The 25,379-nt window shown below is 48.4% G+C and carries 25 protein-coding genes and 1 tRNA gene; 24 read left to right on the top strand and 2 right to left on the bottom strand.

Features of this window, described 5'->3' with window-relative positions; all coding sequences use genetic code 11:
* The first annotated feature begins 32 nt into the window (after positions 1–32).
* From H8Z76_RS05285 to H8Z76_RS05270, 4 genes are all read left to right on the top strand, one after another.
* Positions 33–1,082: a methionine ABC transporter ATP-binding protein gene (locus H8Z76_RS05285; RefSeq protein WP_022516514.1), complete on the top strand. Its 1,050-nt coding sequence runs from the start codon at positions 33–35 to the stop codon at positions 1,080–1,082.
* Positions 1,072–1,731 carry a methionine ABC transporter permease gene (locus H8Z76_RS05280; protein WP_186981870.1) on the top strand — a complete coding sequence of 220 codons (660 nt, stop codon included), beginning with the start codon at positions 1,072–1,074 and terminating at the stop codon, positions 1,729–1,731. The genes H8Z76_RS05285 and H8Z76_RS05280 overlap by 11 nt, the downstream gene beginning before the upstream one ends.
* 71 nt (positions 1,732–1,802) lie before the next feature.
* Complete coding sequence (locus H8Z76_RS05275; RefSeq protein WP_186981869.1) at positions 1,803–2,717, top strand: MetQ/NlpA family ABC transporter substrate-binding protein; 915 nt, start codon at positions 1,803–1,805, stop codon at positions 2,715–2,717.
* A 66-nt stretch (positions 2,718–2,783) separates the two neighbouring features.
* Positions 2,784–2,853: transfer RNA gene (locus H8Z76_RS05270), tRNA-Cys, on the top strand.
* A gap of 5 nt (positions 2,854–2,858) precedes the next feature.
* On the opposite strand, the gene H8Z76_RS05265 is transcribed toward H8Z76_RS05270, so the two are convergent.
* Positions 2,859–3,752 carry a LysR family transcriptional regulator gene (locus H8Z76_RS05265; protein WP_186981868.1) on the bottom strand — a complete coding sequence of 298 codons (894 nt, stop codon included), beginning with the start codon at positions 3,750–3,752 and terminating at the stop codon, positions 2,859–2,861.
* A 125-nt stretch (positions 3,753–3,877) separates the two neighbouring features.
* Between H8Z76_RS05265 and H8Z76_RS05260 the strand changes: the two genes are divergently transcribed.
* From H8Z76_RS05260 to H8Z76_RS05245, 4 genes are all read left to right on the top strand, one after another.
* Complete coding sequence (locus H8Z76_RS05260) at positions 3,878–4,378, top strand: flavodoxin (RefSeq protein ID WP_186981867.1); 501 nt, start codon at positions 3,878–3,880, stop codon at positions 4,376–4,378.
* 12 nt (positions 4,379–4,390) lie between these two features.
* Positions 4,391–5,155, top strand: coding sequence for a carboxymuconolactone decarboxylase family protein (locus tag H8Z76_RS05255; protein WP_186981866.1), 765 nt, complete (start codon positions 4,391–4,393; stop codon positions 5,153–5,155).
* 1 nt (position 5,156) lies between these two features.
* Positions 5,157–5,318: a flavodoxin gene (locus tag H8Z76_RS05250; RefSeq protein WP_147618257.1), complete on the top strand. Its 162-nt coding sequence runs from the start codon at positions 5,157–5,159 to the stop codon at positions 5,316–5,318.
* A 158-nt stretch (positions 5,319–5,476) separates the two neighbouring features.
* Positions 5,477–6,340, top strand: coding sequence for an InlB B-repeat-containing protein (locus H8Z76_RS05245; protein WP_243240443.1), 864 nt, complete (start codon positions 5,477–5,479; stop codon positions 6,338–6,340).
* Here the strand turns inward: H8Z76_RS05245 and H8Z76_RS05240 are convergent.
* The gene (locus H8Z76_RS05240) at positions 6,337–7,137 is read right to left on the bottom strand and encodes a LacI family DNA-binding transcriptional regulator (protein ID WP_186981865.1); all 801 of its coding nucleotides are present in this window, start codon (positions 7,135–7,137) and stop codon (positions 6,337–6,339) included. The genes H8Z76_RS05245 and H8Z76_RS05240 overlap by 4 nt on opposite strands.
* A gap of 111 nt (positions 7,138–7,248) precedes the next feature.
* On the opposite strand from H8Z76_RS05240, the gene H8Z76_RS05235 reads away from it, so the two are divergent.
* The 16 genes from H8Z76_RS05235 to H8Z76_RS05160 all read left to right on the top strand — a co-directional run bounded on the left by H8Z76_RS05235 (position 7,249) and on the right by H8Z76_RS05160 (position 25,376).
* Entirely contained in the window at positions 7,249–8,913 is a 1,665-nt protein-coding gene (locus H8Z76_RS05235; RefSeq protein WP_186981864.1) for a glycoside hydrolase family 13 protein, read from the top strand.
* On the top strand, positions 8,910–10,382 hold the full coding sequence (locus H8Z76_RS05230) for a sugar ABC transporter substrate-binding protein (RefSeq protein ID WP_186981863.1): 1,473 nt from the start codon (positions 8,910–8,912) through the stop codon (positions 10,380–10,382). The genes H8Z76_RS05235 and H8Z76_RS05230 overlap by 4 nt, the downstream gene beginning before the upstream one ends.
* Before the next feature lie 13 nt (positions 10,383–10,395).
* A complete protein-coding gene (locus tag H8Z76_RS05225) occupies positions 10,396–11,715 on the top strand; it encodes a carbohydrate ABC transporter permease (protein ID WP_022516525.1) in 1,320 nt (439 codons plus the stop codon).
* Complete coding sequence (locus H8Z76_RS05220; protein ID WP_186981862.1) at positions 11,712–12,563, top strand: sugar ABC transporter permease; 852 nt, start codon at positions 11,712–11,714, stop codon at positions 12,561–12,563. Before H8Z76_RS05225 ends, H8Z76_RS05220 begins: the two co-directional genes overlap by 4 nt.
* A gap of 117 nt (positions 12,564–12,680) precedes the next feature.
* Positions 12,681–14,120, top strand: coding sequence for a proline--tRNA ligase (proS, locus tag H8Z76_RS05215; RefSeq protein WP_147618261.1), 1,440 nt, complete (start codon positions 12,681–12,683; stop codon positions 14,118–14,120).
* A 56-nt stretch (positions 14,121–14,176) separates the two neighbouring features.
* Positions 14,177–17,476 (top strand): tetratricopeptide repeat-containing diguanylate cyclase, encoded by a 3,300-nt coding sequence (locus H8Z76_RS05210; RefSeq protein WP_186981861.1) that lies wholly within the window; start codon positions 14,177–14,179, stop codon positions 17,474–17,476.
* Between the two features lie 9 nt (positions 17,477–17,485).
* Complete coding sequence (locus H8Z76_RS05205; RefSeq protein WP_186981860.1) at positions 17,486–18,820, top strand: CCA tRNA nucleotidyltransferase; 1,335 nt, start codon at positions 17,486–17,488, stop codon at positions 18,818–18,820.
* Positions 18,821–18,896: 76 nt separating this feature from the next.
* Positions 18,897–19,892 (top strand): CotS family spore coat protein, encoded by a 996-nt coding sequence (locus H8Z76_RS05200; RefSeq protein WP_243240441.1) that lies wholly within the window; start codon positions 18,897–18,899, stop codon positions 19,890–19,892.
* Between the two features lie 59 nt (positions 19,893–19,951).
* Positions 19,952–21,274 carry a hypothetical protein gene (locus tag H8Z76_RS05195; protein WP_147618265.1) on the top strand — a complete coding sequence of 441 codons (1,323 nt, stop codon included), beginning with the start codon at positions 19,952–19,954 and terminating at the stop codon, positions 21,272–21,274.
* Between the two features lie 119 nt (positions 21,275–21,393).
* A complete protein-coding gene (locus H8Z76_RS05190; RefSeq protein ID WP_022516532.1) occupies positions 21,394–21,669 on the top strand; it encodes an HU family DNA-binding protein in 276 nt (91 codons plus the stop codon).
* Between the two features lie 188 nt (positions 21,670–21,857).
* Positions 21,858–22,097 (top strand): RNA-binding S4 domain-containing protein, encoded by a 240-nt coding sequence (locus tag H8Z76_RS05185; protein WP_022516533.1) that lies wholly within the window; start codon positions 21,858–21,860, stop codon positions 22,095–22,097.
* Between the two features lie 87 nt (positions 22,098–22,184).
* Positions 22,185–22,469, top strand: a complete 285-nt coding sequence (gene yabP, locus H8Z76_RS05180; protein ID WP_022516534.1) for a sporulation protein YabP — start codon at positions 22,185–22,187, stop codon at positions 22,467–22,469.
* Positions 22,466–22,894: a spore cortex biosynthesis protein YabQ gene (gene yabQ, locus H8Z76_RS05175; protein WP_186981858.1), complete on the top strand. Its 429-nt coding sequence runs from the start codon at positions 22,466–22,468 to the stop codon at positions 22,892–22,894. The genes yabP and yabQ overlap by 4 nt, the downstream gene beginning before the upstream one ends.
* Positions 22,895–22,907: 13 nt before the next feature.
* Positions 22,908–23,225 carry a septum formation initiator family protein gene (locus H8Z76_RS05170; protein ID WP_022516536.1) on the top strand — a complete coding sequence of 106 codons (318 nt, stop codon included), beginning with the start codon at positions 22,908–22,910 and terminating at the stop codon, positions 23,223–23,225.
* A gap of 113 nt (positions 23,226–23,338) precedes the next feature.
* Positions 23,339–23,485, top strand: coding sequence for a hypothetical protein (locus tag H8Z76_RS05165; RefSeq protein WP_186981857.1), 147 nt, complete (start codon positions 23,339–23,341; stop codon positions 23,483–23,485).
* Positions 23,486–23,534: 49 nt separating this feature from the next.
* Positions 23,535–25,376, top strand: coding sequence for a SpoIIE family protein phosphatase (locus H8Z76_RS05160; protein WP_186981856.1), 1,842 nt, complete (start codon positions 23,535–23,537; stop codon positions 25,374–25,376).
* Positions 25,377–25,379: the final 3 nt, after the last annotated feature.

The following is a 25,379-nucleotide window of genomic DNA, read 5'->3' as shown; positions in this document are numbered from 1 at the left end:
TTGTGTGAATATAAGGAAAGGATAAGAACAGAATGGCTGAATATGAAATAGAAGTAAAGCATCTGTCAAAGACATTTGAACAAAAAGGCGTGCATGTAGAAGCGCTTTCCGATATCAATCTCACGATTGAGGCGGGAGATATCTACGGAATCATCGGAATGTCCGGGGCAGGAAAAAGTACACTTGTGCGATGCTTGAATTATCTGGAGAAACCGACCGATGGTCAGGTGTTCATCGAGGGAAAGGATCTTGGAACACTAAGCGAAAAGGAACTGCGGGCACAGCGCAGTGATATCGCGATGATCTTCCAGCATTTTAACCTGCTGATGCAAAAGAGTGTGATCGACAATATCTGTTTCCCGCTTCAGATCCATGGAGTAAAAAGAAAAGACGCAAAGGCAAGAGCCAGAGAGCTGTTAAAGACAGTCGGACTTGAGGATAAGGAAAAGGCTTATCCGGCGCAGCTGTCCGGCGGACAGAAACAGCGTGTCGCGATCGCGCGCGCGCTTGCGTCGGATCCGAAGATCCTGCTCTGCGATGAAGCGACAAGCGCATTGGATCCGCAGACAACGGCATCGATCCTTGAACTGTTAAAGAGCATCAATGAGCAGTTTAACATTACGATCGTGATCATTACGCATCAGATGTCGGTGATCCGTGAGATCTGTAACCGCGTGGCGATCATTGAACACGGGGAACTGGTAGAAAACGGTCTGGTCGAGGATATTTTCAGTCATCCGAAATCAAAAGCGGCGAGAGAACTGATACTGAGAGATCTGCCGGAAGACGGCGTGAAACTGGAAGGCGCGGTAGCCGAGCAGTTAGAGCGTATTCAGAGCGACCGGAAACTTCGGATTGTCTTTTCTGAAAATTCCGCGTTTGAGCCGGTCATCGCAAATATGATCTTAAAATTCGGCACACCGGTAAATATTTTAAGGGCAGATACCAAAAATGTCGGCGGAGTCGCAAAGGGCGAGATGATCTTAGGACTGCCGGACGACAGACATTTACAGATCGATATGGAAGAATATCTTAAAGAGCATGGATTAGAGATTGAGGAGGTGACAGGCGATGTGGAGTGATCAGGTGATCAGCATGATGATCCAGGGAATCTGGGAAACAATTTATATGACGGTGATCTCAACATTCGCCGGCTATGTGATCGGACTTCCGATGGGAATTGCGCTCACAGTTACAGATAAGGACGGGATCCGCCCGAATGCGGCAGTTTATAAGATCCTTGATGTGATCTCAAACCTTGTGCGAAGCATACCGTTTATTATCTTACTTGTTATATTGATCCCGTTTACGAGACTGGTAGCGGGACAGAGCTACGGCTCAAAGGCAACGATCGTTCCGCTTGTGATCGCGGCTGCACCGTATATCGCAAGAATGGTCGAATCTTCCTTAAAGGAAGTAGATCCGGGAGTGATCGAGGCGGCGCGCTCGATGGGAGCGTCCGATGTTACGATCATTGTAAAAGTTATGCTCGTTGAGGCGAGAACATCTCTGATCGTCGGCGCAACGATCGCGCTCGGAACGATCCTTGGATACTCCGCAATGTCAGGAACCGTCGGCGGCGGCGGACTTGGAGCGATCGCGATCCGTTACGGATACACCAGATGGCAGACGGATATTCTGGTTGCCAGTGTGATCTTACTGATGATTTTGTTCCAGATCTTCCAGACCATCGGAATGAAGCTTGCGGATAAATCCGACCGCAGAAAATAAAAAGTTTATGGTTTGATCTTTTGCTTTTGCAAAGATCATGAAAATAAAAAAAGAAGAGGAGAAAAAATATTATGAAGAAGAGACTTTTAACAGGTATTTTGGCAGGAGCACTGGCAGTAAGCGCATTTGCAGGCTGCGGAAGTGCAAAGGAAGAAAACAGCACCGCAACAGACAATGCGGCAGCAAAAGAAGAGACAGCAGGTACCGAAGCTGCAGCAGAAGGAACAGAGACAGCAACAGCAGTTGAATCCAAGGGAACGATCAAGATCGCAGCTTCTGCAACACCGCATGCGGAGATCTTAGAGGCAGCAAAGCCGATCCTTGCAGAAGAAGGATGGGATCTTGAGATCACAGTTTACGATGATTATGTACTGCCGAACGAAGCAGTGGAGAGCGGAGAGATGGATGCAAACTACTTCCAGCATGTACCGTATCTTGACAGCTTTAATGAAGAAAGAGGAACACACCTCGTAGAAGTTGGTAAGATCCACTATGAGCCGTTTGGAATTTATCCGGGAACCAAGAGCAGCCTGGATGATGTTGCGGAAGGTGATGTAATCGCAGTTCCGAATGATACAACAAACGAAGCAAGAGCACTCTTACTGTTACAGGATAACGGAATCATTACATTAAAAGCAGACGCAGGATTAGAGGCAACAGTCAATGACATTGAAGAAAATCCGTACAACGTTCAGATCGAAGAACTTGCAGCAGAGCAGGTAGCAAGAGTATCTGACGAAGTAGCTTACCTCGTATTAAACGGTAACTATGCATTAGAGGCTGGTTATTCCGTAGGACAGGATGCGCTCGCATATGAAAAATCCGATTCCGAAGCAGCAAAGACTTATGTAAACGTAGTAGTTGTAAAAGAAGGAAATGAAGACAACGAAGGTGTAAAAGCACTGGTTGACGTATTAAAATCTGATGAGATCAAAGATTTCATCAACAAAACTTATGACGGAGCAGTTATTCCGTTTGAAGAGTAAAATACATTTCGACAACAGTCGGATGAAAAATCGGGAAGGACGGCAGAAGCCGGACTTCCCGAATGTGATACTGTAGCCGCTGGAAGGGCATAGGTTTGCAAAACTGAAGTTGATGGTTCGAATCCATCCAGTATCGTTCTTTTATAAATTCACAAACGCTTCCACCGTCTTCACGAAGCGCATGACATCCTCCGGTGCATCGTTCGCGTAGAGCAGACCGTAGGGAATGCTGTATTCCCAGTCAACCGCGATCGAGACGAGCCCGGGATGGACATTCTGCCAGCATTCGATGGTCAGAAGCACATTTCCGGTCTCCGCGCAGCGGTTGAATACGGACATATCAAAGAAAGGCTGTGTATCCTCGATATGGATTTCGGGATGATGCAGCGTTAAGTCATTTCGGATGAAATCATTGGTTCCGGAGTCACCGGCAGGAACCATGAGGAGCGTTTCTCCGTGGAGATCTTCCACTTTAAGTTTCTTTTTGCCGGCAAGTCTGTGATCGCGTGGAACCGCGATCATTTTTTTATATCTGCCAAGCTGGAGAAAGCTGCAAAGGCTCATCCAGGCTCTGGAATCGCAGACGCCGATCAGAAAATCAAACTTTTCGCCCAAAAGGGCGATCTCTTTTAAAATCCCGTTATGATCATCATTGAAAGGAACCAGATGCAGTTTGTATCCCGAAAAATCATGGTTGACCTGATACCAGAGATCCAGAAACGGCTTTGCCGGATTTAACAGGGAGGTTCCGACGCAAAACGTGGTATCGTAGGCAAGTGTCCTGCTTTTGGCGGCGGCGAGTGCTTTTTTGGAATAATCGATGATAAATTTCGAGTCCTGATAAATGGAAGCGCCTGCGCTTGTCGGGGTCACACCGGCGTGGGTGCGCTCGATCAGCTTTAAATCCAGTTCCTTTTCGAGCTGGTTGATCTGCTTCATGACCGCAGTCGGTGAAATATAAAGCTGTTTTGCCGCTTTCGTAAAACTTTTGCAGTCGCAGACAGCAAGAAATGTATCAAGTAAATGATTATACATCATGCACCTCCAGACATAGGTATCAACCAATAGTTTATAGCATAATAACATGTTGGAGATTCCAGGTCAAGAAATGCTGTATTAAAATAAGAAAAAAAGATGAGACGAAAGGAGCGCAAAGAAAAATGGCAGAGCTTATCGCATATTTTTCCCGCAGAGATGAGAATTATGTAAGCGGGGCATTAAAACAGTTAGAGGTCGGAAATACAGAGGTAGTGGCCGGTATTATAAAAAAGTTGACAGTGGCGGACATGTTCCAGATTGAACCAAAGAAAGCCTATTCCAAAGACTACAATGCCTGTATTGCACAGGCGCAGGAAGATCAGAGAAGCAACGCGAGACCGGAATTAAAGGCATGGCCGCAGGATATGGAGCAGTACGATACGATCTATCTCGGCTATCCGAATTACTGGGGCACGATGCCGATGGCAGTCTTTACATTCTTGGAGCACTATGATTTTAACGGGAAAACGATCCGTCCGTTTTGCACACATGAGGGCAGCGGACTTGGAAGCAGCGTGAGCGATATCAAACGTCTGTGTCCGGGAGCAAACGTAGAAAAAGGACTTGCGATCCACGGAAGTCTGGTAAATCGTGCGGAAAAAGAAGTCGGAGCATGGATCTAAGAGGATGATGGAATGAAACTGACGGAAAAAGCAAAAGCATATTTAAGTAAAATCTTTTCAGAGGAAAAAGGCGGATTACAGGAGAACGATCCGGAGTTTGCGGAGCGTTTTTATAACTTCGCGTTTGATGAAGTCGTAAATCAGGGCGACATGGATGACAAGACCAGAATGCTTGCGATCCTTGCGACACTTACCGGCTGTCAGGGAACCGATGCGTACCGCGTGATGGCAAAGGCTGCTTTGCGTGTGGGTGTGACACCGGTAGAGATCAAGGAAGTGACCTATCAGGCGGTGGCGTATCTCGGCATTGGAAGAGTGCTTCCGTTCTTTGCGATCAACAATGAGATCTTAAAGGAAGATGGTGTTTCCCTGCCGTTAGAAGCGCAGGCGAAGACAACGATGGAGACGAGACTGGAAGCCGGAATTCAGGCACAGGTCGATATTTTCGGAGATGGCATGAAAGAATTTTACAAGTCGGGACCGGAAGAGAGCCGTCATATCAACCGCTGGCTGGCCGACAACTGCTTTGGCGATTATTACACGAGAAAAGGGCTGGACTATCTGCAAAGAGAAATGATCACATTCTGCTTTATCGCGGCACAGGGTGGCTGTGAGCCGCAGCTTGTAAGCCATGCGCAGGCAAATATGAAGATCGGGAACACCAGGGAATTTCTGATCCAGGTGATCTCCCAGTGCCTGCCATACATCGGTTATCCGAGAAGTTTAAATGCGCTGCGCTGTGTAAATGAGGCAGCAAAGAATCTGGAGGAGAAATAAAATGAAAAAAATGCTGGTTGTTTATTATACCTGGTCAAACGGAAATACAGAGCGGATCGCGAAAATGCTCGCGGAAGCGACGGGCGCGGATCTCATGCAGATCGATACCGAGAAGCCGTATGAGGGAAGCTACAATGAGGCGGTCGTGGGGAAGATATCGTAAAAATGCACAAAAACGGAAAGAAAATTTTGGAAACATTGTGTGTTGACGATGGCAGGTGCCAAGATTATACTTAAGATAGTTTAAACGTTTAAGCGGTGAATAAACACCGCTTTTGATTTGCTATCTAATTTAAACGCTTAAATTGGAAGGAGAAGACGATGAAAAGAAAAAAAGCAATGGCGGTACTGTTTTTTGCTGTGGCGCTTGCGGGCAGCAGCATGACAGCGGGGTGTGGGGCAAAAGAGACCGGAACCGCACAGACACAGGAAGAGGTCAGCACACAGGCAGAAGAGAAACAGACAGCAGAAGAACAGACGGAGGCATCGGCGCAGGAGGAAACAGCAGCGGAGCATACGGTGACTTACTATGACAGTGATGGAACAACCGTCCTTGAGACGAAGACGGCGGCGGACGGAGTATGCGCGGAGGAGTTCACACCGGAAAAAGCGGGCGAGACATTTGTTGGCTGGTATGCGACACCGCAGATGAGCCGGAAATATGATTTTGGGACACAGGTCAAAGAGGATACGGCTCTTTACGCGGGATTTACTTCTTATGTGGAAGATACGAGAACATTCGTGATCGTCGGCTCGGGAACGGGTGCTGTGCTTGCGGAATCAGACTGGGGCGCGGTGATCGGAGAAGCGCAGACGATGACAAAGGAGGAGAATGACGAAGCCAATGTATACACGATCACACTGGATCTGGAAGCGGGAGATCAGTTCCAGTTTGCGATCAACGGCTCATGGGAAGATCAGCGTGGATTTGGTTATATGACAACGATCGCGCAGGATGGAACAGAATATTTTAAAAATTCCGGCGGCATCGGAGAGACGGGCGCAAAGAAGTCGAATATAGAGGTGGCAGTTTCCGGAAATTACACATTTACGCTCACCACCTATCCGGGAGAAGATGTCTATGACACGGAGGATTCTTATTATACCGAAGAGACAAAAGAAAACTTCAATATGAATCCGTATGATACGATCACATGGACCTACAATGGCGCAGCCACGGATTAGATGAGCAGATCGTGCTGTTCGATCGGGGTGCGCTCCAAAGCTGCTTCGATACACTGATGGAGCAGATCGAGTTTTTCCCCGGAAACAGATGGGAGAAAGCAGACATCATTGGTGTCAGAGAGCAGTTTAAAAAGTGTAAGATCAGAAACCAGAAGATGCTGCCCGGTAAGATCTTTTATCTGTGTCAGGGAATCAATGCGGATCAGATCCGGGAAAACACTTAGTAAACGGGAAAGCTTTTCGGCGTTTGGCGTATCGAGCATAACGTAGCGATAGGGCTTATCGCCAAAATGCGTGTCCGCTTTTTCCCTTAAAATGTGAAGATCCGTATTGACCTGAAAGAATAAAGGATCGTTGACCAGGCAGTCCAGCGCGACCAACGGAATGAAATTGCTGTCGCCGAGCTGTCTGAACTGTTCGAGCTTCATGTCGTAACAGATGATGGCGTCAGCCTGGTCGCATTTTTCTGTGTAAGAAGGACTTAGCATGATCAGTTCATAATTTTTCCCGTGAAAATATTTTGAGAGCAGCTGCAGTGTATGCATCTGTTCGGCACATTTTAATACAGAATCGGAAGCGGAGAAGGAGACGGCAAGCAGGCTCTTACGGTTTGCGGCAAGTGCCTTGGCAGCCTGATTTGGAGAGTAATCCAAAAGATGGATGACCTGTAAGACTTTCTTTCTGGTCTCATCCGTCAGCTTGATATCGGTGCGGTTGTTGATCACATAAGAGACGGTCGCGGTGGAAACACCGGCTGCCTTTGCGACATCCTTGATCGTAACTTTGTTTTTTGCCATAATATCCTCCAGACTCCTGTCATAAAGCAGATTTAATCGTTTCACTGATTCTGACCTTTATTATTAAAAATTTAAAATTATTTGTCAATAACAAAATGGAGTACAATAAAAATGAATCAATATGCACTGTTACATACACCGGATTCCAGATATTGTTTCGCAACCGGCAAAAAGGAACTGGTGATCCGGCTTCGGACAGCGAAGGAAGACCGGGACATCCGGGTGTTTTTAGTCTATGGCGCGAAATATGAATTTCAGATGAAACAAAACGAGATCGAAATGCATGTGCATTATGAAGACGGTCTGTATCAGTATTATGAAAAAAAACTGGAACTTGAGGATGTAAGGCTTGCCTATATCTTCCGCATTGAGGAAAATGGGAAGGAGTATTATTACAGTGAGGACGGACTGACGGAGACCTACTGTTTCCCGGAGGCGTTTTACAATTTCTTCCAGATGCCGTATATCAACCCGAATGACCGGTTAAAGACGGTGGACTGGATGCGGAAAGCCGTCTTCTATCAGATCTTCATTGATCGTTTCCGGCAGGGGAATCTGACCAAGGATACCTCGTATATCAATATGCAATGGGGAGATCTGCCGACACCGAAGAGCTTTGCCGGCGGGGACATCCGGGGGATCATTGAAAAACTGGATTATTTAAAGGAGCTTGGGATCAACGCGGTCTATCTGACCCCGATCTTTCAGTCAATCTCGAATCACAAGTACGATATCCGGGATTACAGAAAAGTAGACCCGCAGTTTGGAAGTCTTTCTGATGTGAAGGAACTGGTACAAAAAGCGCATGGGATGGGCATCCGCATTGTGATGGACGCGGTGTTCAATCACTGCAGCATGGAGATGGAAGAATTTGAAGATGTCTTAAAAAACGGAAAGGCATCGCCCTATTACGAGTGGTTTCTGATCGACGGGGATTACCCGGATCCGGAGCGGATGAATTATGAATGTTTTGCTTCCTGTAATTATATGCCAAAGCTCAATACCGCAAACGCAGGAGTGCAGGAATTTCTGTTAAAAATCGCGGCGTACTGGATCAAAGAGGCGGATATCGACGGGTGGCGGTTAGATGTGTCCGATGAGGTGTCGCATGATTTCTGGAGGCGCTTCCGCAAGGAGGTCAAACAGTTAAAGAAGGACTGCGTGATCATCGGAGAGAACTGGCATGACGCCTATCCGTATCTGATGGGCGATCAGTATGACAGCATTATGAATTACGCGTTTACCAAAGCCTGCCTCGATTATTTCGCGCGTGGGAAATTTGATGCCAGACAGATGGCGGAAAAATTAAACGGAAACCTGATGCGGAATACAGAACCGGTCAACGACATGATGCTAAACCTTTTAGATTCACATGACACACACCGTTTTTATACGGAGATCGGAAAAAATAAAAAAAGACTGCTTGCAGCCATTGCCTTGCTGGTAGTATTTCCGGGGGCGGCATGCATCTATTACGGAACGGAGATCTGCATGGAGGGCGGTTACGACCCGGATTCGAGGAGATGCTTTGACTGGGAGGAATCCCACTGGGACCGCACAGTCATGCAGGAGATCAAAAAGCTGCTGGCATTAAAACAAAAACCGGTGTTACAGTATGGAACTGTAAAAATAAAAGAAGAAGAGAAAATGCTTTTCGTAGAACGAAAGTATAAAAAAGACAGACTGATACTGCGGATCAATCTGACAAAAGAAACGCGGCAGGGTATAGACCCGGACGGTTATCAGATCATGGAAGAACAGGGGGAGATGGCATGAAAAGAAGAATGATCGCGCTGGTGCTTACGACAGCGCTTATGGGAAGCATGGTCAGTGGATGCGGAGCGGCAGACACCGCGCAGGAAAAAACAGTGGATGGGGAAACGGAGACGGGACAGACCAACGGCGTGTTTACCGGGGAACTCGAAAAAAATGTGACGATCCAGGTACTTGAAAATGATACGGCAATCTCCAAGGGATATTTTAAGGAACTGATCGAAGCGTTCAATGAGGCGTACAAAGATGAGGGGATACAGGCGGTGGACGCGAATATGGATCAGTATCTGGATCTTGCCAATGACGGTCCTTACGGTTATGGCCCGGATGTGCTGTATCAGGCGAATGATGTCATCATGCAGTACGCCGAGGGCAAGCATATCTATCCGCTCCCGGCAGAAAAACTGGATTGTTACGACGCGATCCCGGATGCCGCGTGGGATGCCTATAAGGTCAGTGTGGACGGAAACACCTATACCTGTGGCGTTCCGGTGAATGTGCAGGCACCGATGCTATATTACCGCGTGGATCTGCTGCCGGAGGACTGGAAAAGCAGCTGGGACGCGGATCAAAACGGCGTCCCGGATATGGTCGAAAATTTCAACAGCCTGTATGCGTTTTCGGCTGCCCGTCATGCGGAGGATCCGGGGACTTACGGATATATGAAGTCGCTCAGCGATATGTATTTTTCCAGTGGATTTTTATTGTCCTATGGGGGATATATTTTCGGAAAGGACAACACGGATCCGTCGGACATCGGATTTGCCGCCGGGGAGTCGGAAAAGGGAGCCTGGGTATTGAGTCAGCTTGCGGGAGTGATGAATGAGGACTGTATCGATGATACGATCACGACCAATGCGTACAGCAAGCTTGCGGATGGAACGTATTTTGCAACGATCTCAACGCCGGATGTCTATTCCACGTTTCTCGATGAGCTGGTAAAGCAGTATGAGACAGAGGGGCTTTCCCACGAAGAAGCAGAGACAAAGGCAAAAGAAAATCTGGTGATGACCTCACTGCCCAAACTTCCGGAGAGCGGAGATCTCACGGAGAAAGATCCGGCATGGATCGATACGAAGACCATGGGCGGTGTAAACGGTTACGCCATCAGCGCTTACACCAAGGCGCCGAACGCCTGCCTCGCGTTTGTGGATTTTGCGACGAGTTATGAAATGATGATAAAGAGAAGTGAAATGCTTGGGATCGCGCCGGCGCGGGAGGATGTGGCAAAAGCAGCGGGTGGTACGGCAGAGGAACTGTTTTCGCGTCTGGAGGACGGAAATATCATTTTAATGCCGTCCGTAAAGGAAGTTTCCCAGATCTGGACACCGGGGCAGACCTTTTTCATCGATCTGGCAAAGGACGTGTTCCGGCCGGAGAATGAAAAGAAATACAAAGACACCGCCGCGATGAAGGCCGGGTTAGAGGATATGAGTGAACAGATCTACAACGCAATCTTTACCTTAGAATAGAAAGAGCAAAAAAATGAAAGAAAAAGCAGTTAATTTTAAAAATGCGTTTCGGGACAGTGACTGGAGAGTAAAGCTTTCCGCTGTCCTCATGGGCGCAGGGCAGTTTTTATACGGCTGCCGGATCAAAGGGATCCTGTTCTTACTTGTGGAAGTCGGGATGATCTATTATGTGGCGGCGCGAGGAATCGGGGATCTCATCGGATTTTTTACCCTGGGGACACAAAAAGCGGATCCGTGGCTTGGGGTTGCGGGAGACAATTCCGTTATCATGCTCTTAATGGGGATCTTCGCATGGATCGTGCTGTTTTCCTTTTTCTATCTGTACCGGCTGAATTTAAAGGATGCATACCGGATCCAAAAGCAGGTGGAACAGGGAAAGAAGCCGGACACCTTTAAAAAAGAGATCATCCGGCTGTTTGACCGGAAGTTTTATGTTTTCGTGCTGGCGCTTCCGGTGATCGGCGTATGTATCTTTAATGTGCTGCCGATCATCTTTATGATCCTGATCGCGTTTACAAACTATGGAGGAAGCGTGGTTCCGCCGGAACTGGTGGACTGGATCGGGCTTGGCAATTTTAAAAAGCTGATCGTGCTGTCGAAATTCGCACCGACCTTTTTTAAGATCCTTGGCTGGAACCTGCTCTGGGCAGTTACTTCCACGGCGCTTAATTATTTCGCGGGACTCGGGCTTGCGCTGCTCCTTAATAAAAAATGTGTGAAGGGCAAAGCATTCTGGCGGGCATTTCCGGTGCTTGCCTATGCGGTTCCGGGGTTTATCACCCTGCTCGCGTTTAAGTTTATGTTTTCCTATGGCGGGCCGATCAATCAGCTGATCGTGGGAGCGGGCGGCAGTGCGGTGGGATTTCTGGATATTGACGCAAAGTGGAGCGCGCGCCTCATTGGACTTCTTGTCAACTGCTGGATCAGCGTTCCGTCGATCATGCTGCTTGCGACCGGACATCTGTCCAATTTTGATGAGACGCTCTATGAGGCGGCGAGGATTGACGGCGCAGGCAGATTTGCCCGTTTCCGGAAACTGACGCTTCCGTTCATGCTCTTTGCGACGATGCCGGTGCTGCTCTCCCAGTTTATCGGAAATTTTAACAATTTTGGTATTTTCTATTTCCTGCGGGGCGGTCTTTATATGGACGGATATTTTCTGGCGAGTGATACGGATCTTTTGATCAACTGGCTGTACAATCTGTCGATCGACAACAATTATTACAGCATAGGAGCGGCGATCAGTCTGATCATCTTCCTTATCACATCCGCTATCTCACTTGTAGTTTACATAAAATCACCGTCTTACAGAGAGGAGGATACGTTTCAATGATCGAAAAAAAGAAAAGACAGATCCGTATCGGGGAAGCGGTGGATACCGGCGCAACGTACGCGGTACTGCTTCTTGTGGCAGCCATCTTCTTTTTCCCCTGCCTGTGGCTGATCCTGGCATCATTTTCAAAATCGGGAAGCATTTATTCGTTTGACGGATTCTTCCCGAAAACATACAGCATGGATACATTCCGCAAACTGTTTACCGATACTTCACTTTACAATTACCCGAGGTGGTTTAAGAACACGCTGTATGTCGCGGCGGGAAGCTGTGTCCTCGGAACATTTCTTACGATCTTAACGGCGTATACGATGTCACGTTTTACGTTCCGGGCAAGAAAACCGCTGATGAAAGCAACTATGGTGCTTGGGATGTTCCCTTCCTTTATGGGAATGACGGCGGTGTATCTTCTGATGACCCAGTTCGGACTGATCAACCGGCTCACCGGACTGATCCTTATTTACGCTGCGGGTGCGCCGATGGGATATCTCACGCAGAAAGGTTTCTTTGACACGATCCCGAAAGCGATCGATGAGGCGGCAAAGATCGATGGCGCGACGAACATGCAGGTGTTCTTAAAGATCAACCTGCCGCTTTCGAGGCCGATCATCGTTTATACGGCACTGACTTCGTTTACCTGGCCATGGAGCGATTTTATCCTGCCGAAACTTCTGTTAAAGGAGAAGGATCTCTACACCGTCGCGGTCGGGCTGATGAGTCTCGATGAGACGGAATTCGCGAGATTTGCGGCGGGAAGCGTATTTATCGCGGTGCCGATCGTTTTACTGTATTTCTGCCTGGTGAAAGATATGGTGGACGGCATGGCATCCGGCGCGGTCAAAGGTTGATGCACGGAGCAAAAATTAACAGTTGACGGAAGCGCGTTTTTGGTGGAAAATATAAGGGAGATTATTTATCCGCAAGGAATAAAATAAATTGCGACAGTATTAAGGAGATAAAAAGAAATGGCAAAAGAAAAGAAACTCGTAGAAGCGATCACTTCCATGGAGGAGGATTTCGCGCAATGGTATACCGACGTTGTGAAAAAGGCAGAACTGATGGATTACTCATCTGTCAGAGGCTGTATGATCTTCAAGCCGGCGGGATATGCCATCTGGGAAAACATCCAGAAAGAACTGGACCGAAGATTTAAAGAGACCGGTGTTGAAAATGTATACATGCCGCTCTTTATCCCGGAAAGCCTTCTCGAAAAAGAAAAAGATCATGTGGAGGGATTTGCGCCGGAAGTGGCATGGGTGACGCAGGGCGGACTGAACGAACTGCCGGAGCGTCTGTGTGTCAGACCGACATCCGAGACACTTTTCTGTGATTTCTATAAAAATATCGTACATTCCTATCGTGACCTGCCAAAGGTATACAACCAGTGGTGTTCGGTTGTGCGCTGGGAGAAAGAGACCCGTCCGTTCCTGCGTTCCAGAGAGTTCTTATGGCAGGAAGGACACACTGCGCACGCGACAGCAGAGGAAGCAAAGGAGAGAACCATCCAGATGCTCAATCTGTATGCGGATTTCTGCGAGCAGGTACTGGCGATCCCGGTGATCCGTGGACAGAAGACCGAGAAAGAAAAATTCGCGGGAGCAGAGGCGACCTATACGATCGAGGCACTGATGCATGACGGAAAGGCACTGCAGTCCGGAACCAGCCACAACTTCGGAGACGGATTTGCAAAGGCATTTGGCATTCAGTATACCGATAAGGACAATACATTAAAATATGTACATCAGACTTCCTGGGGTATGACGACCCGTCTGATCGGCGCGCTGATCATGGTACACGGCGATAATGACGGTCTGGTACTGCCGCCGCATATCGCGCCGGTACAGGCGATGGTCATTCCGATCCAGCAGCACAGGGAAGGTGTGCTTGACAAGGCAGAAGAAGTAAGAGAACGCCTTGGAAAGGTATGCCGCGCGAAACTGGATGACTCGGATAAGAGCCCGGGATGGAAATTCTCCGAACAGGAGATGCGCGGTATCCCGGTTCGTGTGGAACTTGGACCGAAGGATATCGAGGCAGGAAAGTGCGTGGTTGTCCGCAGAGATACCAGAGAAAAGATCGAGGTTGCGCTCGATGAACTGGAAGTAAAAGTACCGGAGATCTTGGAGACGATCCAGAAAGATATGTATGAGCGCGCGAAGAAGCATCGTGACGCGCATATCTGGGATGCACACAATTACGATGAATTTAAGGATATCGCGGAGAACAAGCCGGGATTTATCCGTGGAATGTGGTGTGAGGACCGCGCGTGCGAGGACAAGATCAAAGAAGAGCTCGCAGTAACATCCAGATGTATGCCGTTTGAAGATCAGGAACAGATCTCAGATGTGTGTGTATGCTGTGGAAAGCCGGCACATAAGCTGGTATATTGGGGAAAGGCTTACTAAAGAAAAAGCCGGTGCATGGCGCAAAAAACAGGAGACAGGGAATATGAGGTGGTCGCATGGTAGAGAAGTATTACGAAGGAATCATTGAACAGGTCTATGAAAGGATCGGCGGACATGCGGGAAATATGACACTGGCGCGGTATAGTAACGATTTTTCGATCGAGGATCTTACGATACCGCAGCGCGTCAGAGACCAGAAGGACGTGTTCGTCTGGTCTTATGAGTTTGATCCGAGTGAGATGTCAGGACCCTATGAGCCGTTTTTAGACCTGATCTCCGCCATGTTTGAAGAACAGGGCGGACAGAATTTTGATGAATTCTTAGAGGAAAACGATATCTATTATCTTCACAGGCAGATGCTCCGCTCTTATCGGAAGGGCGGATTCTGCCGGCGTGAAGAGGGGCTGATCCTGGGAGAGATCGAGTATGAGCAGGAATGTATGACAGAGGGTATCCTGCGCATGCTCCTTTCGCTTTCAGAGAAAAAGCCGTGTCTTATTATCTTAAACCGGATCCAGCTGGCGGCGGGGACGACGCTCACGCTGCTTGACCGGCTTCTGGAAGAAGAAAAAGCAAAAAACATCGGAGTGGTGCTTGGGGTAAACGATCTGATCCACATCCCGGAGCATGTGCTTCCCGTCTGGGACCGGCTGATGGAGCGCTTAAAAGACGAGAGTCAGGTCTTCCATATCGGGACGACAGACGCGGTGCGCAAAAAACAGTTTTCGGCGGATATTTTCAAAAAAGAAGAATCCTTAAAGAAGATCACCAACCTGGTGCAGCTGATGGATTTTTCCCAGGCACTTTATTATCTTGACAGCGTAGACCGCAAGATCAAATTTGAGAATCTGACCTTAAATGATGATCTGCATTTTGAACTTTGGGCACAGTATTGCTGGGCGGCAATGTACTCCATGGATCTTTCCAAGGCACTTGAAATATGTGAAGAGCTTACAGATCTAAGGACGACATTTTCCTCGGATATTCGGATGCTCTTTTATTATTACCTCACCGGTAACGTTTTCATGTACCAGGGACGGCTGTTTGACGCGGTTGAGTACGCAAAAAAAAGTCAGAAATGCGCAGAAAAAGCCGGCAGTGAAAAATGGGTGTTTTTAAGTGAACTTTTAGAGGTTCAGGCGAGGATGTCCGGCTGGTATAATATCTTTTTCTGTGCGCAGAATGTGGATATCAGTGACGAACTGATCGAAAAGCTGATCCGCTACAATTATAAGAATCATCTTGCCTATATTTATGTCTACGCGTATGACAACAAGCCGGAGATCGTGGCGCGGGCATATAAGTCCGAAGCGCAGCTGCTCTATTTCAGCAAGGGTGTAGCGCTCGCGAAGGAGATCGGAAACGAGGAGCTTGTATACAGCGCGTATCAGAAAAATATTATGCTCGCGTCCACGAACGGAATGTATGAGATCTCGATCCTTTACTCTGTCCGGACGTTTGAGTCCATGAAGAATAAACATTCCTTAAAGGCGGGACGTATCTACAGCGGGCTCGGGTACAACCTGGGTGCTCTTGGAAAGACGAAAGAGGCGGTCCGGTACTTTAAGAAAGCAGTTCAGATCTTTTATGATCTGAATCGGCCGCAGGATATTGCGGAAGTATTCTACAATATGTCCTTAAACTGCATTCAGATGCGCGATTACAGACAGGCGATCGAGTACCTGACGCTCTGCATGAAGACGATCGAAAAGTTGCAGTTAAACAGTCTGCGTGTCTGTAATATCTCAAAACTGTACGGAATCCTTGCGCTTTGCAGCGTGCTGACTGGAAACCGCTTCAACTGCGAGCGGTATCTGTTAAGCTGTAAACATTTTTTGAATTATGTTCTCGAAAAAGAGGATACCGATGAGATCGGAAGCATCCATGATTACGCGAAATGTGATGATGACATGTTTTTATACTATTTCGCGCAGGCATTACTGGATGTAATGGAAGAAAAAGAGACAGAAGCGGCGAAGGATTACGAGATCGCGGAGCGCCATCTGCGGCAGGCGGAGGGAAACCAGTTCTTCTGTTACCGGCTGTTCCGAGAGAGCCGGATCCAGTTCTACCAGTCGGTGGGAAGGCTGGAGCTGCGTGACAATGAGCGTGAGCTGTTAAAACAGTATGAAGAGACGGAAAAACGCCTTGATCTCGAAGAAAGCTTAAAAGTGCTGGAACATGTCGGCCTGAGTCAGGATGAAGGCACAGAGATTTCGATGCATAAGATCAATGACCTGATCAGCCAGGAGGGCATTTACCGCGCGTATCAGCAGAAAAAACGCCAGATGGATTTCATTTCGGTGTGGCAGAAGCTGATCGATGTGACGGATGTATCGGCGAAAACGATGATGGAGACCGTTATGAAGACGTTCCTTTACCATTTTTCCGTGGATAAGGCGCTCTATATCCGTTATCAGGAGGGAAAAGGGCAGATCCTCTTTAACAATACCGAGGTTAAGATCACGGCAGAATGCCAGCGCTTTCTGGCGGACTGTTTTGAGGAAGATCCGCGTGGATTTGCGGTCTCAAAGATCAGCAGCAACTACTCCGCGCATCTGAATATCATATCGTTATTCGGGGAAGATAAAGTATGTTCCATGGTTGCGGTTCCGTTTATGAATAACGGAAAACCGGAGAGCATTCTGATCGCCTACGTCCTCATGAAGGACAACTGGCATTCCTCGGTCAACCGCTATATGCTGGATGAAGATGATCTGCGCGTTTATGAACTGCTGTTTCGAGAGGTGCAGTATTCCCTGAACCGGCTGGACGCGTATGAGAAAGTCTATGAGATGAACACGAAGCTTTACCAGTCGGCGATCACGGATCAGCTGACCGGCATTTACAACCGCAAGGGCTTTTATATGCGCATCGAGGAGATCATGAAAGAGATCGCGGAGAAAGATCAGAAAAAAAGTTTTGCGCTTATGTTTATTGATTTGGATAACTTTAAGGGGTATAATGATACTTTCGGACATGATGCCGGCGATCTGATCTTAAAGGAGATGGCCGGGATCTTCCGTGAAGTCTGTGGAAGAGAGGGATTTGTCTCACGTTACGGAGGGGATGAATTTATCGTATTCATAAAGAATAACCGGAAGCAGACCTTAGAGAAAAAAGCAAAACAGATCTATGAGCGGATCGCGGAGCGTGACGGTTTTAAAAAGGAGATCGAGCGGGATCTCGGCAGAACGATCACACTGCCGCCGGATAAAAAGATTTCCTGTTCGATCGGTATCGCGGGCTCGGACGAGGTGCGGAATGAGGAAGACATCAACCGGCTGATCAAACAGGCGGACGATCTGCTCTATCAGATCAAGACAACGTCCAAAGGACGGTATATATTCATGTAGGAGGAAGGCATGCGGATCCAGTTGCCGGAAAAAGTAAGCAAGATCATAAATTGTCTGACCGAAGCCGGGTATGAAGCCTATGCGGTCGGCGGCTGTGTGCGTGATACCCTGCTCGGGCGGACACCCGGGGACTGGGATATCACGACATCGGCAAAGCCGGCAGAAGTGAAGGCTCTGTTTGGACGGACGATCGACACCGGGATCCTGCACGGAACGGTGACGGTCATGCTTGGCAAAGAGGGATTCGAGGTCACGACTTACCGGATCGATGGGGAGTATGAGGACGCAAGACATCCCAAGAATGTTGTTTATACGGCAAACCTGCTTGAAGATTTAAAAAGGCGTGATTTTACGATCAATGCGATGGCATACAATGACGCCGAGGGGCTGATCGACGTGTTTGACGGCATCGCGGATCTGAAAAAAGGAGTGATCCGCTGCGTGGGCGATCCGATGGATCGCTTCGGTGAGGATGCATTAAGGATGCTTCGCGCGGTGCGCTTTGCCGCACAGCTTGGATTTTCAATCGAAGAAAAGACAAGAGGGGCGATCATCTCGCTTGCGCCGAATCTTTCGCGGATCAGCGCGGAACGCATACAGACCGAGCTCGTCAAACTTCTGGTTTCCGCGCATCCCGAGGAGATGCGCACGGTATATGAGACCGGGATCTCCAAGGTGATCCTGCCGGAATTTGACGCGATGATGGAAGAAGAACAGAGAAATCCACATCACTGTTATACGGTAGGTGAGCACACGATCCATGCGATGTGCGCGATCAGACCGGATAAGGTGCTGCGCCTTACGATGCTGTTTCATGATGTTGCGAAACCGGTGTGCCGCACGGTAGACGAAAAAGGCATTTACCATTACCACGGACATCCGGCAAAGGGAGCGCAGATGGCGCATGCCATTTTCCGCAGATTAAAGTTCGACTGTGATACGATGGACAGGGTGTGCCGCCTGATCACCTGGCATGATGATAATCCGCCGTTAGATGAAGCGTCTGTGCGAAAGGCGGTCCACCGCGCGGGCATCGAGCAGTATCCGGCGCTGTTTTTGGTAAAACGTGCCGATATCCTTGCAAAGAGCAAAGCGGGACAGAAAGAGAAGCTGGCGTATGTGGATGCCTATGAGCGCATGTATGAGGAGATCAGAAGAAGAGGCGACTGCCTGACGTTAAAAGAACTTGCGGTCAGCGGAAAAGACCTGATCGGTGCCGGGATCAAACCGGGGAAACAGATTGGGGAGATCTTAAATGCCCTGCTCGCGCTGGTGTTAGAGGATCCGCAGAAAAATACAAAAGAATATTTAATGAGTTATACTTTAAAGAACCTGTTCATATGATAGAAAGAATAACAAATCCACCCTTTCCATGAAAGCATGAAAAAAGGGACAGGATGAACATATGGAGGGGTTCTTTTTGTATAATCAGGCAGAGCAGTTGATGGAACAGTATCCGCTTACCGTAACGGAGACGGCGAAAGGACGTGGGGCGATTATCTGCATCACAGAGTGCGGAGAAAAAATATTAAAGGAATATAAAGGTTCTGCTGTCAGGGCGGAGATTCTGCATGATGTTGCGGAATATTTAAATAAAGCAGGCATAAAAACGGACGGGATCATAACAACGACCGAGGGGGCGTTTCTTTCCGGAAGCGCGGAGGAAGGCTTTTACCTTTTAAAAGACTGGTACAGTGGCAGGGAGTGCGATACCAAAAGCAGGGATGACATTCTGGAGGCGGTTGCGCAGCTAGCAAGAATGCACCAGTGCCTTGCGCAGTATGACGGGCAGATACCGGAAGGCTTCTTTGTGTCGGAGCAGATCCTGATCGGAGAGTATGAGAGACATACGCGTGAGCTAAAGAAGGTGCGCAATTATATCCGTGCAAAAAAGAAGAAAAATCTGTTTGAGACAAAATTTATGGAACATTACAGCGGCTACCTCACGCAGGCGGAAGAGGTGGAGGAACGCTTAAAGGAGCAGGCGGCGCACCGGGAAGAGAGCGAATGGCAGCAGATGTACGGACTGTGCCATGGCGATTACAATCAGCACAACATCCTGTTCCGCAAAGAAGGGATCTGGATCATCAATCTCGAGCAGCTTCATGTCGATGTTCAGGTGAGCGACCTGGCGCATTTTATGCGAAAGATCTTAGAAAAACATAACTGGAATACCGGGCTTGGCATGGATATGATCCGCGCGTATGACAAAAAGAAAAAGCTGTCCGCCATGGAATGTGAGCAGATCTGTTTCAGGCTCGCCTACCCGGAAAAATTCTGGAAAGTGGCGAATCATTACTACAATTCCAGAAAGTCCTGGGTATCCGGCAGAGACATAGAAAAGTTAGACAAAGTGACAGGGCAGGAAAAAGAACGGCAGCAGTTCCTTGAAATGCTGTTTCATTTTGTGCGATAGTATTGTATAATGAGCAAAAATGGGAAAATGGAAACGGCAGATTAGGATGAGGTGAAGGCATGAAGATACGAGGGAGGATATGGATACCGTTACTGGCAGTTTTGCTTTTGGTGGCAGGATGTGCCGGAGCGGAACAACAGCCGAAATTTACGACAGGAAAGAATACATATAACAGTGCGGCGAAACAGGAGCAGAGCACGGAGGAGCCGTCGGAGCAGAGTACATCCGTGGCGGGGCTTCATGTGGTCGTCAATATTGATACACAGTCGGAGATGCTGACACTGCAGAAAGTGGAAAACGGAAAGCTGTTAGAGCGCAGTTACAACAGCGGGACCTGTTTTTACAATAAATATGGCAGTATCATGTCGTTGGCGCGGCTGGAACTCGGAAGCGTGGTCACATTCCGCGCAACGGACGACGGCATATTGACGGAGGTCACGGTGAGCGATCAGGCGTGGGAACGCGGCCAGGTGAAGAAATACCGCATCGATGAGGAGCGGAACGTATTTACGATCGGGACATCGAATTACGCGATCGATGAAGACACCAACTTTTTCTCGGATGACGGAACAATCCTGGTAAATGATATTGGAGACGGGGATGAACTCCGCGTCTGGGGGATCGGCCGGCGGATCCTGTCAGTCACGGTGACGACCGGACATGGCGAGATCGAACTGTATGGGACGGATGTCTTTGAGGGCGGATACATCATGCTCTCGGGCGCGCAGAAATATTATTATGAGATCACAGGCGGGATGACCATCGAAGTGCCGGAGGGCGATTACCGGCTGACAGCAGCCGGAAACGGATATGGCGGAAGCATGGACATCACAGTAACACGGGATGAGACGGTGACGGCGGATCTCGATATGATAAAGGGAGAGGGGCCGAAATCCTGTGAGCTTTCCTTTACCGTGACAGTGCCGGATACGACGGTGCTCTTAGACGGTCAGCCGGTGGATCTTTCAATGCCGGTTACGGTTACCTATGGAACACATTCGCTTCAGGCTGCGGCAACGGGATATTCCGCATGGTCGAGACAGCTTGTCGTAAATTCCGAGACGGCGAATATCATTATCGATCTGACAGAAAACGCGGTAAGTTCCGGGGAAGAGTCCACAGAATCGACGGATACCGTGCAGGGAACAACGGGCGACAGCACGCAGAGTGACAGCAGCGAGAGCACCACGACAGACAGTACCCAGACTGGTGTCACAGACAGCAGTCAGAGCAGCACACAGAGCGGGAACTCGGGCAGTACGCAGACGAATCTCGGAAATTCCCTGATCACGGATGAAGCGGAAAGTGATTCAACGAATACGGCAACGGAAAGTTATTTGAAAACATTATCCGGCATTATGGATACGCTGACCGGGGAATAGGGGCTAAAAACGCCGAAATCCCTTGACAAACCTAGGAAAAACAAGTATAAATATATTCGTAGGTAAAATAGATAAAACGCCTCATATATTATTGAAAAGTCCAGAGGAGGAATTTTAACATGAACAAGGCAGAATTGGTTTCAGCTATGGCTGACAAAGCGAACTTATCTAAAAAAGATGCAGAAACAGCATTAAAGGCTTTCACAGATGTAGTGGCTGAAGAATTAAAGAAGGGTGAAAAGATCCAGTTAGTAGGCTTCGGAACATTTGAAGTATCTGAGAGAGCTGAAAGAACAGGCAGAAATCCGCAGACAGGTAAGGAAATGACAATTCCAGCTTCCAAAGCACCGAAATTCAAAGCAGGTAAAGCTTTAAAAGATATGATCAACGCATAATTAGGTTTATGTTTGACAGAGGTGTAACGAAAATCGGATTTTTCGTTATAACCTCTGTTTTTTTGTAATGGCGACGAGGAAAATGGGCGCCGTGCTTGCACGAGCGGCCATTTGACGACCGCTGATCAGAGCGGGATGCGGAACGTATCCCGTCTCTGTAATGGCGACGAGGAAAATGGAGGATGACCATGAGACTGGACAAGTTTTTAAAAGTATCCCGGTTGATCAAACGGCGCACCGTGGCAAATGAGGCATGTGACGCAGGACGCGTCATGGTGAACGGAAAACCTGCCAAGGCATCGGTGAATGTGAAGGTGGGGGATATCATAGAGATCCTGTTCGGAACCAAGACCGTAAAGGTGGAAGTGCTGGATCTCCAGGATACGACCAAAAAAGAAGAAGCAAAAGATCTGTTCCGTTATCTGTAAAAACGGACATATTTAAGGAAGCCTCCTAATATACTTAAAAGAAAAGGTGAACAGGCCTTTTATCAAGTAAATTGGGAGGCTTTTTCTATGGAAGAAAAAACAGTTTCAAAGACACATAAAGTATTATTGCAGAACCGCAAATCCGGCAGCTTCAGCGGCATCGTGGATGTGCTGTCCTTCGATGTGGCGGAGATCCTTTTAGAGACGGAACTTGGGATGCTTTTAATCAAGGGAAATGATCTTCACGTCAACCGCCTGTCCTTGGAGAAGGGGGAAGTGGACGTGGAAGGCAGGATCGACAGTATCGCATATTCGGAGGTCAACAGTTACGCAAAGCAGGGAGAGTCATTTCTGGGGCGTATTTTTAAATGATGGTCAGTGAGAGCATCCTTACCGAACTCCGGTTTCTTCTGGTAGCGCTTCTTTCCGGAGCCGCGATGATCCTTTTTTATGATCTGTTCCGCGTCATCCGGCGCGTGATCGCGCATGGGACGGTCTGGACTGCGGTCGAGGACTTTATCTACTGGCTGTGCTGCGCGTTGTTCGTGTTTGCCATGCTTTACCGGGAAAATGACGGGCTGATCCGGGGATTCGCGATCGGTGGGATGGCAGTCGGAATGCTTTGCTATAACCGTTTTGTCAGTCCGTTTTTTGTAAAATATATGGCGATTATCTTTGGGACGGTGTTTCGCATCCTGCGCCGGATGGCAGGAATTTTGTGCCGTCCCTTAAAAAAATTGAAAAAGATATTGAAAAAAATAGTCAGACTGGTTAAAATAGGGTTATGTAAACTGTAATGGAGGCTTTGCCATGGGCAGGTATCGGAAACGGAAAAAGAAAGAAAATCGAATGGGAAAGTTATGCGTATCGGGAATCGTATTCATGTTCCTGATCGTAATGTCGATCCAGATCGTGAAACTATACAAAGAGGATCAGACCTATATCGCGAAGGAAAAGGAGTTAAACGAACAGCTGGAAGACGCGACGGAAGAACAGCAGCAGCTTGCGGATTATGAGCAGTATACGCAGTCGCAGCAGTACATAGAAGAAGTCGCAAAGAGTAAGCTCGGACTGGTCTATAACAATGAGATCGTGTTTAAGGAACAGGATACCGAGGATGGAAAATAAAAAATGTGGATTGTAAGACCGCTGCCGGTGCGCAGCGGTTTTTTTGTAATGACGACCGCTGATCTTAAGTGGGATGCGGAACGCATCCCGTCTCTGTAATGGCGATGAGGAAAATGGAAGAGGTACCTGCGCTTGAACTGCCTAAAATGCGTGAGGTGCGTCAATTCGATTCAAAACTCCATATGAACGGAGAAAATGCCGAAAACTTTTTTGAAATGGAACGATGGTTTGACAAACATTTCAGACATGCCTTTTTATAATAGCCCTTGCTTTGGATGAACGAAGCGAGATCAAGGAGGGCTGGATAAAATGAAACGACTGAAAACAAAACAGATCATTACTTATTTCGTTGGAATGCTGATATGCAGGGTGTCTTTTGCCGGATGCTATCCGATCATTCCGGCGTATTTTGCGGCGGTGTATCTGCAGGATCAGGGGAGGGCGGCGTTTACCTTTTTTCTGTATCTTGGCATGGTGCTCTTTCTGCCGATCACCCAGACCGCGAAATACGCGATGGCAGTGCTCGTCACCTTTGTAGTGATAAAGATGTCCGAGTGGGTGAACCGGCATTGCAAAGTGACGCTGGCGGCGGGGACTGCCGGAGTGGCAACTGCGGTTCTCTCCGTATTTGGCGGGGTGTTTAACTGGATGAATGACCGGAAACCGGTGAGCGGGATCCTGGAAGGAATCTTCATTTTCGGACTGACCATGGTGCTGCATCGTTTTTTTTACTTTTTTTTTCAGAAAAAAGAAGAAAAGAATGGCGCCGCGCCGCAGATGCTGCCCGGGGAAGAACGGCTGAAAACCTATGCGGACTCATTTCTCGGGCTGTCGCAGGTGTTCTCCGGGATGAGCGTGGACAAAAAGGATTTCGCCGCGGAGGAATACGGAAGGATGAAAGATGAGATCGCGGGAAAGATCTGCATCTCCTGCGACCAGTGCGCACTCTGCTGGGAACGGGAAAAAAGTCCGATACAGGAATATTTCACCGCGCTGATTTTATCCATCCGGAAAAACGGCGTGCCGGATGAAAAAGAAGAAAAGAGGCTCCGCACCTGCTGCCCATATACCTCGGAAGTTGTGGAGGAGGCGGTACGGGTATTTGAAAAAGCGAAACTCAATATGGCGTGGTACAACAGACTGCAGGAGAACCGCGAAGTCATTGCGCAGCAGCTAAGCGCAATGGCATATATTATGGAAGACTGCGCAAAGCCGCCCGAGGACATCAGCGCCAAAGAGGAGAAGGCTCTTTCGGAGATCCGTTATCAGGCAAAAGAGCGCGGGATCTTTGTACATGAGGGAGCGGTCTATGAAAAAAAGGATGGAAAAAGGCAGCTTGCGCTCTCCGTTTCGGTAAAAAAGGACGGCTGCATACCGGTAAAAGAACTGGTGCGCGCGGTTCATGCCGCGACCGGATGGTGCGTGCGTCCGCACCGTGACGAAAAAAATCTGATCGGGAAGGAGCGCATCCGTCTGGTCTTTGAGGAAGACACACGCTATCACACGGTACACGGAGTGGCGCGCCTCGTCAAAGAAGGGGCATCGGTATCCGGCGATAACTTTTCCTTTCAGGAGCTTGTGGACGGAGAGTTTGTCATGAGCCTTTCCGACGGCATGGGCTCGGGGAGCCGCGCTTGTAAGGAAAGCGAAATGGTGATAGAGTTAATAGAGAAATTTTTGGAGGCGGGATTTTCCAAGGAGACCGCGATCCGCATGATGAATTCCGCAATGGTCATCCGTGGCGAGGACGATCTGTTTTCCACGGTTGACATCAGCGCACTCAATCTTTATGATGGGAACTGCACCTTCTATAAGATCGGTGCGTCCGCGACTTTTATCAGACGCGCGGACTGTGTGGAGTGCCTGATATCGGAAAATCTGCCGGTGGGGGTATATCACAGTGTTGAGATCGAAAAGACCACACGCAGTCTTTCGGACGGTGATTTTATCATCATGATGTCGGATGGTGTGCTGGAATACTTAAATGTGCCGCATCCAGAGGAAGCGATGGAGAGCATCATCGCAGGGATCGATACCAATCATCCGGGGCGTTTCGCAAAGCAGCTTTTGGATCAGGTGCTTGTATACACGGACGGAAAGGTCAGCGATGACATGACGGTCCTGGTGGCGGCGGTATGGGAGAAAGCGTAAAAA

Source organism: Roseburia yibonii (genome assembly GCF_014297335.1).
Lineage (GTDB): Bacteria > Bacillota > Clostridia > Lachnospirales > Lachnospiraceae > Roseburia_D > Roseburia_D yibonii.
This window is presented reverse-complemented; position numbering and strand designations above follow the sequence as displayed.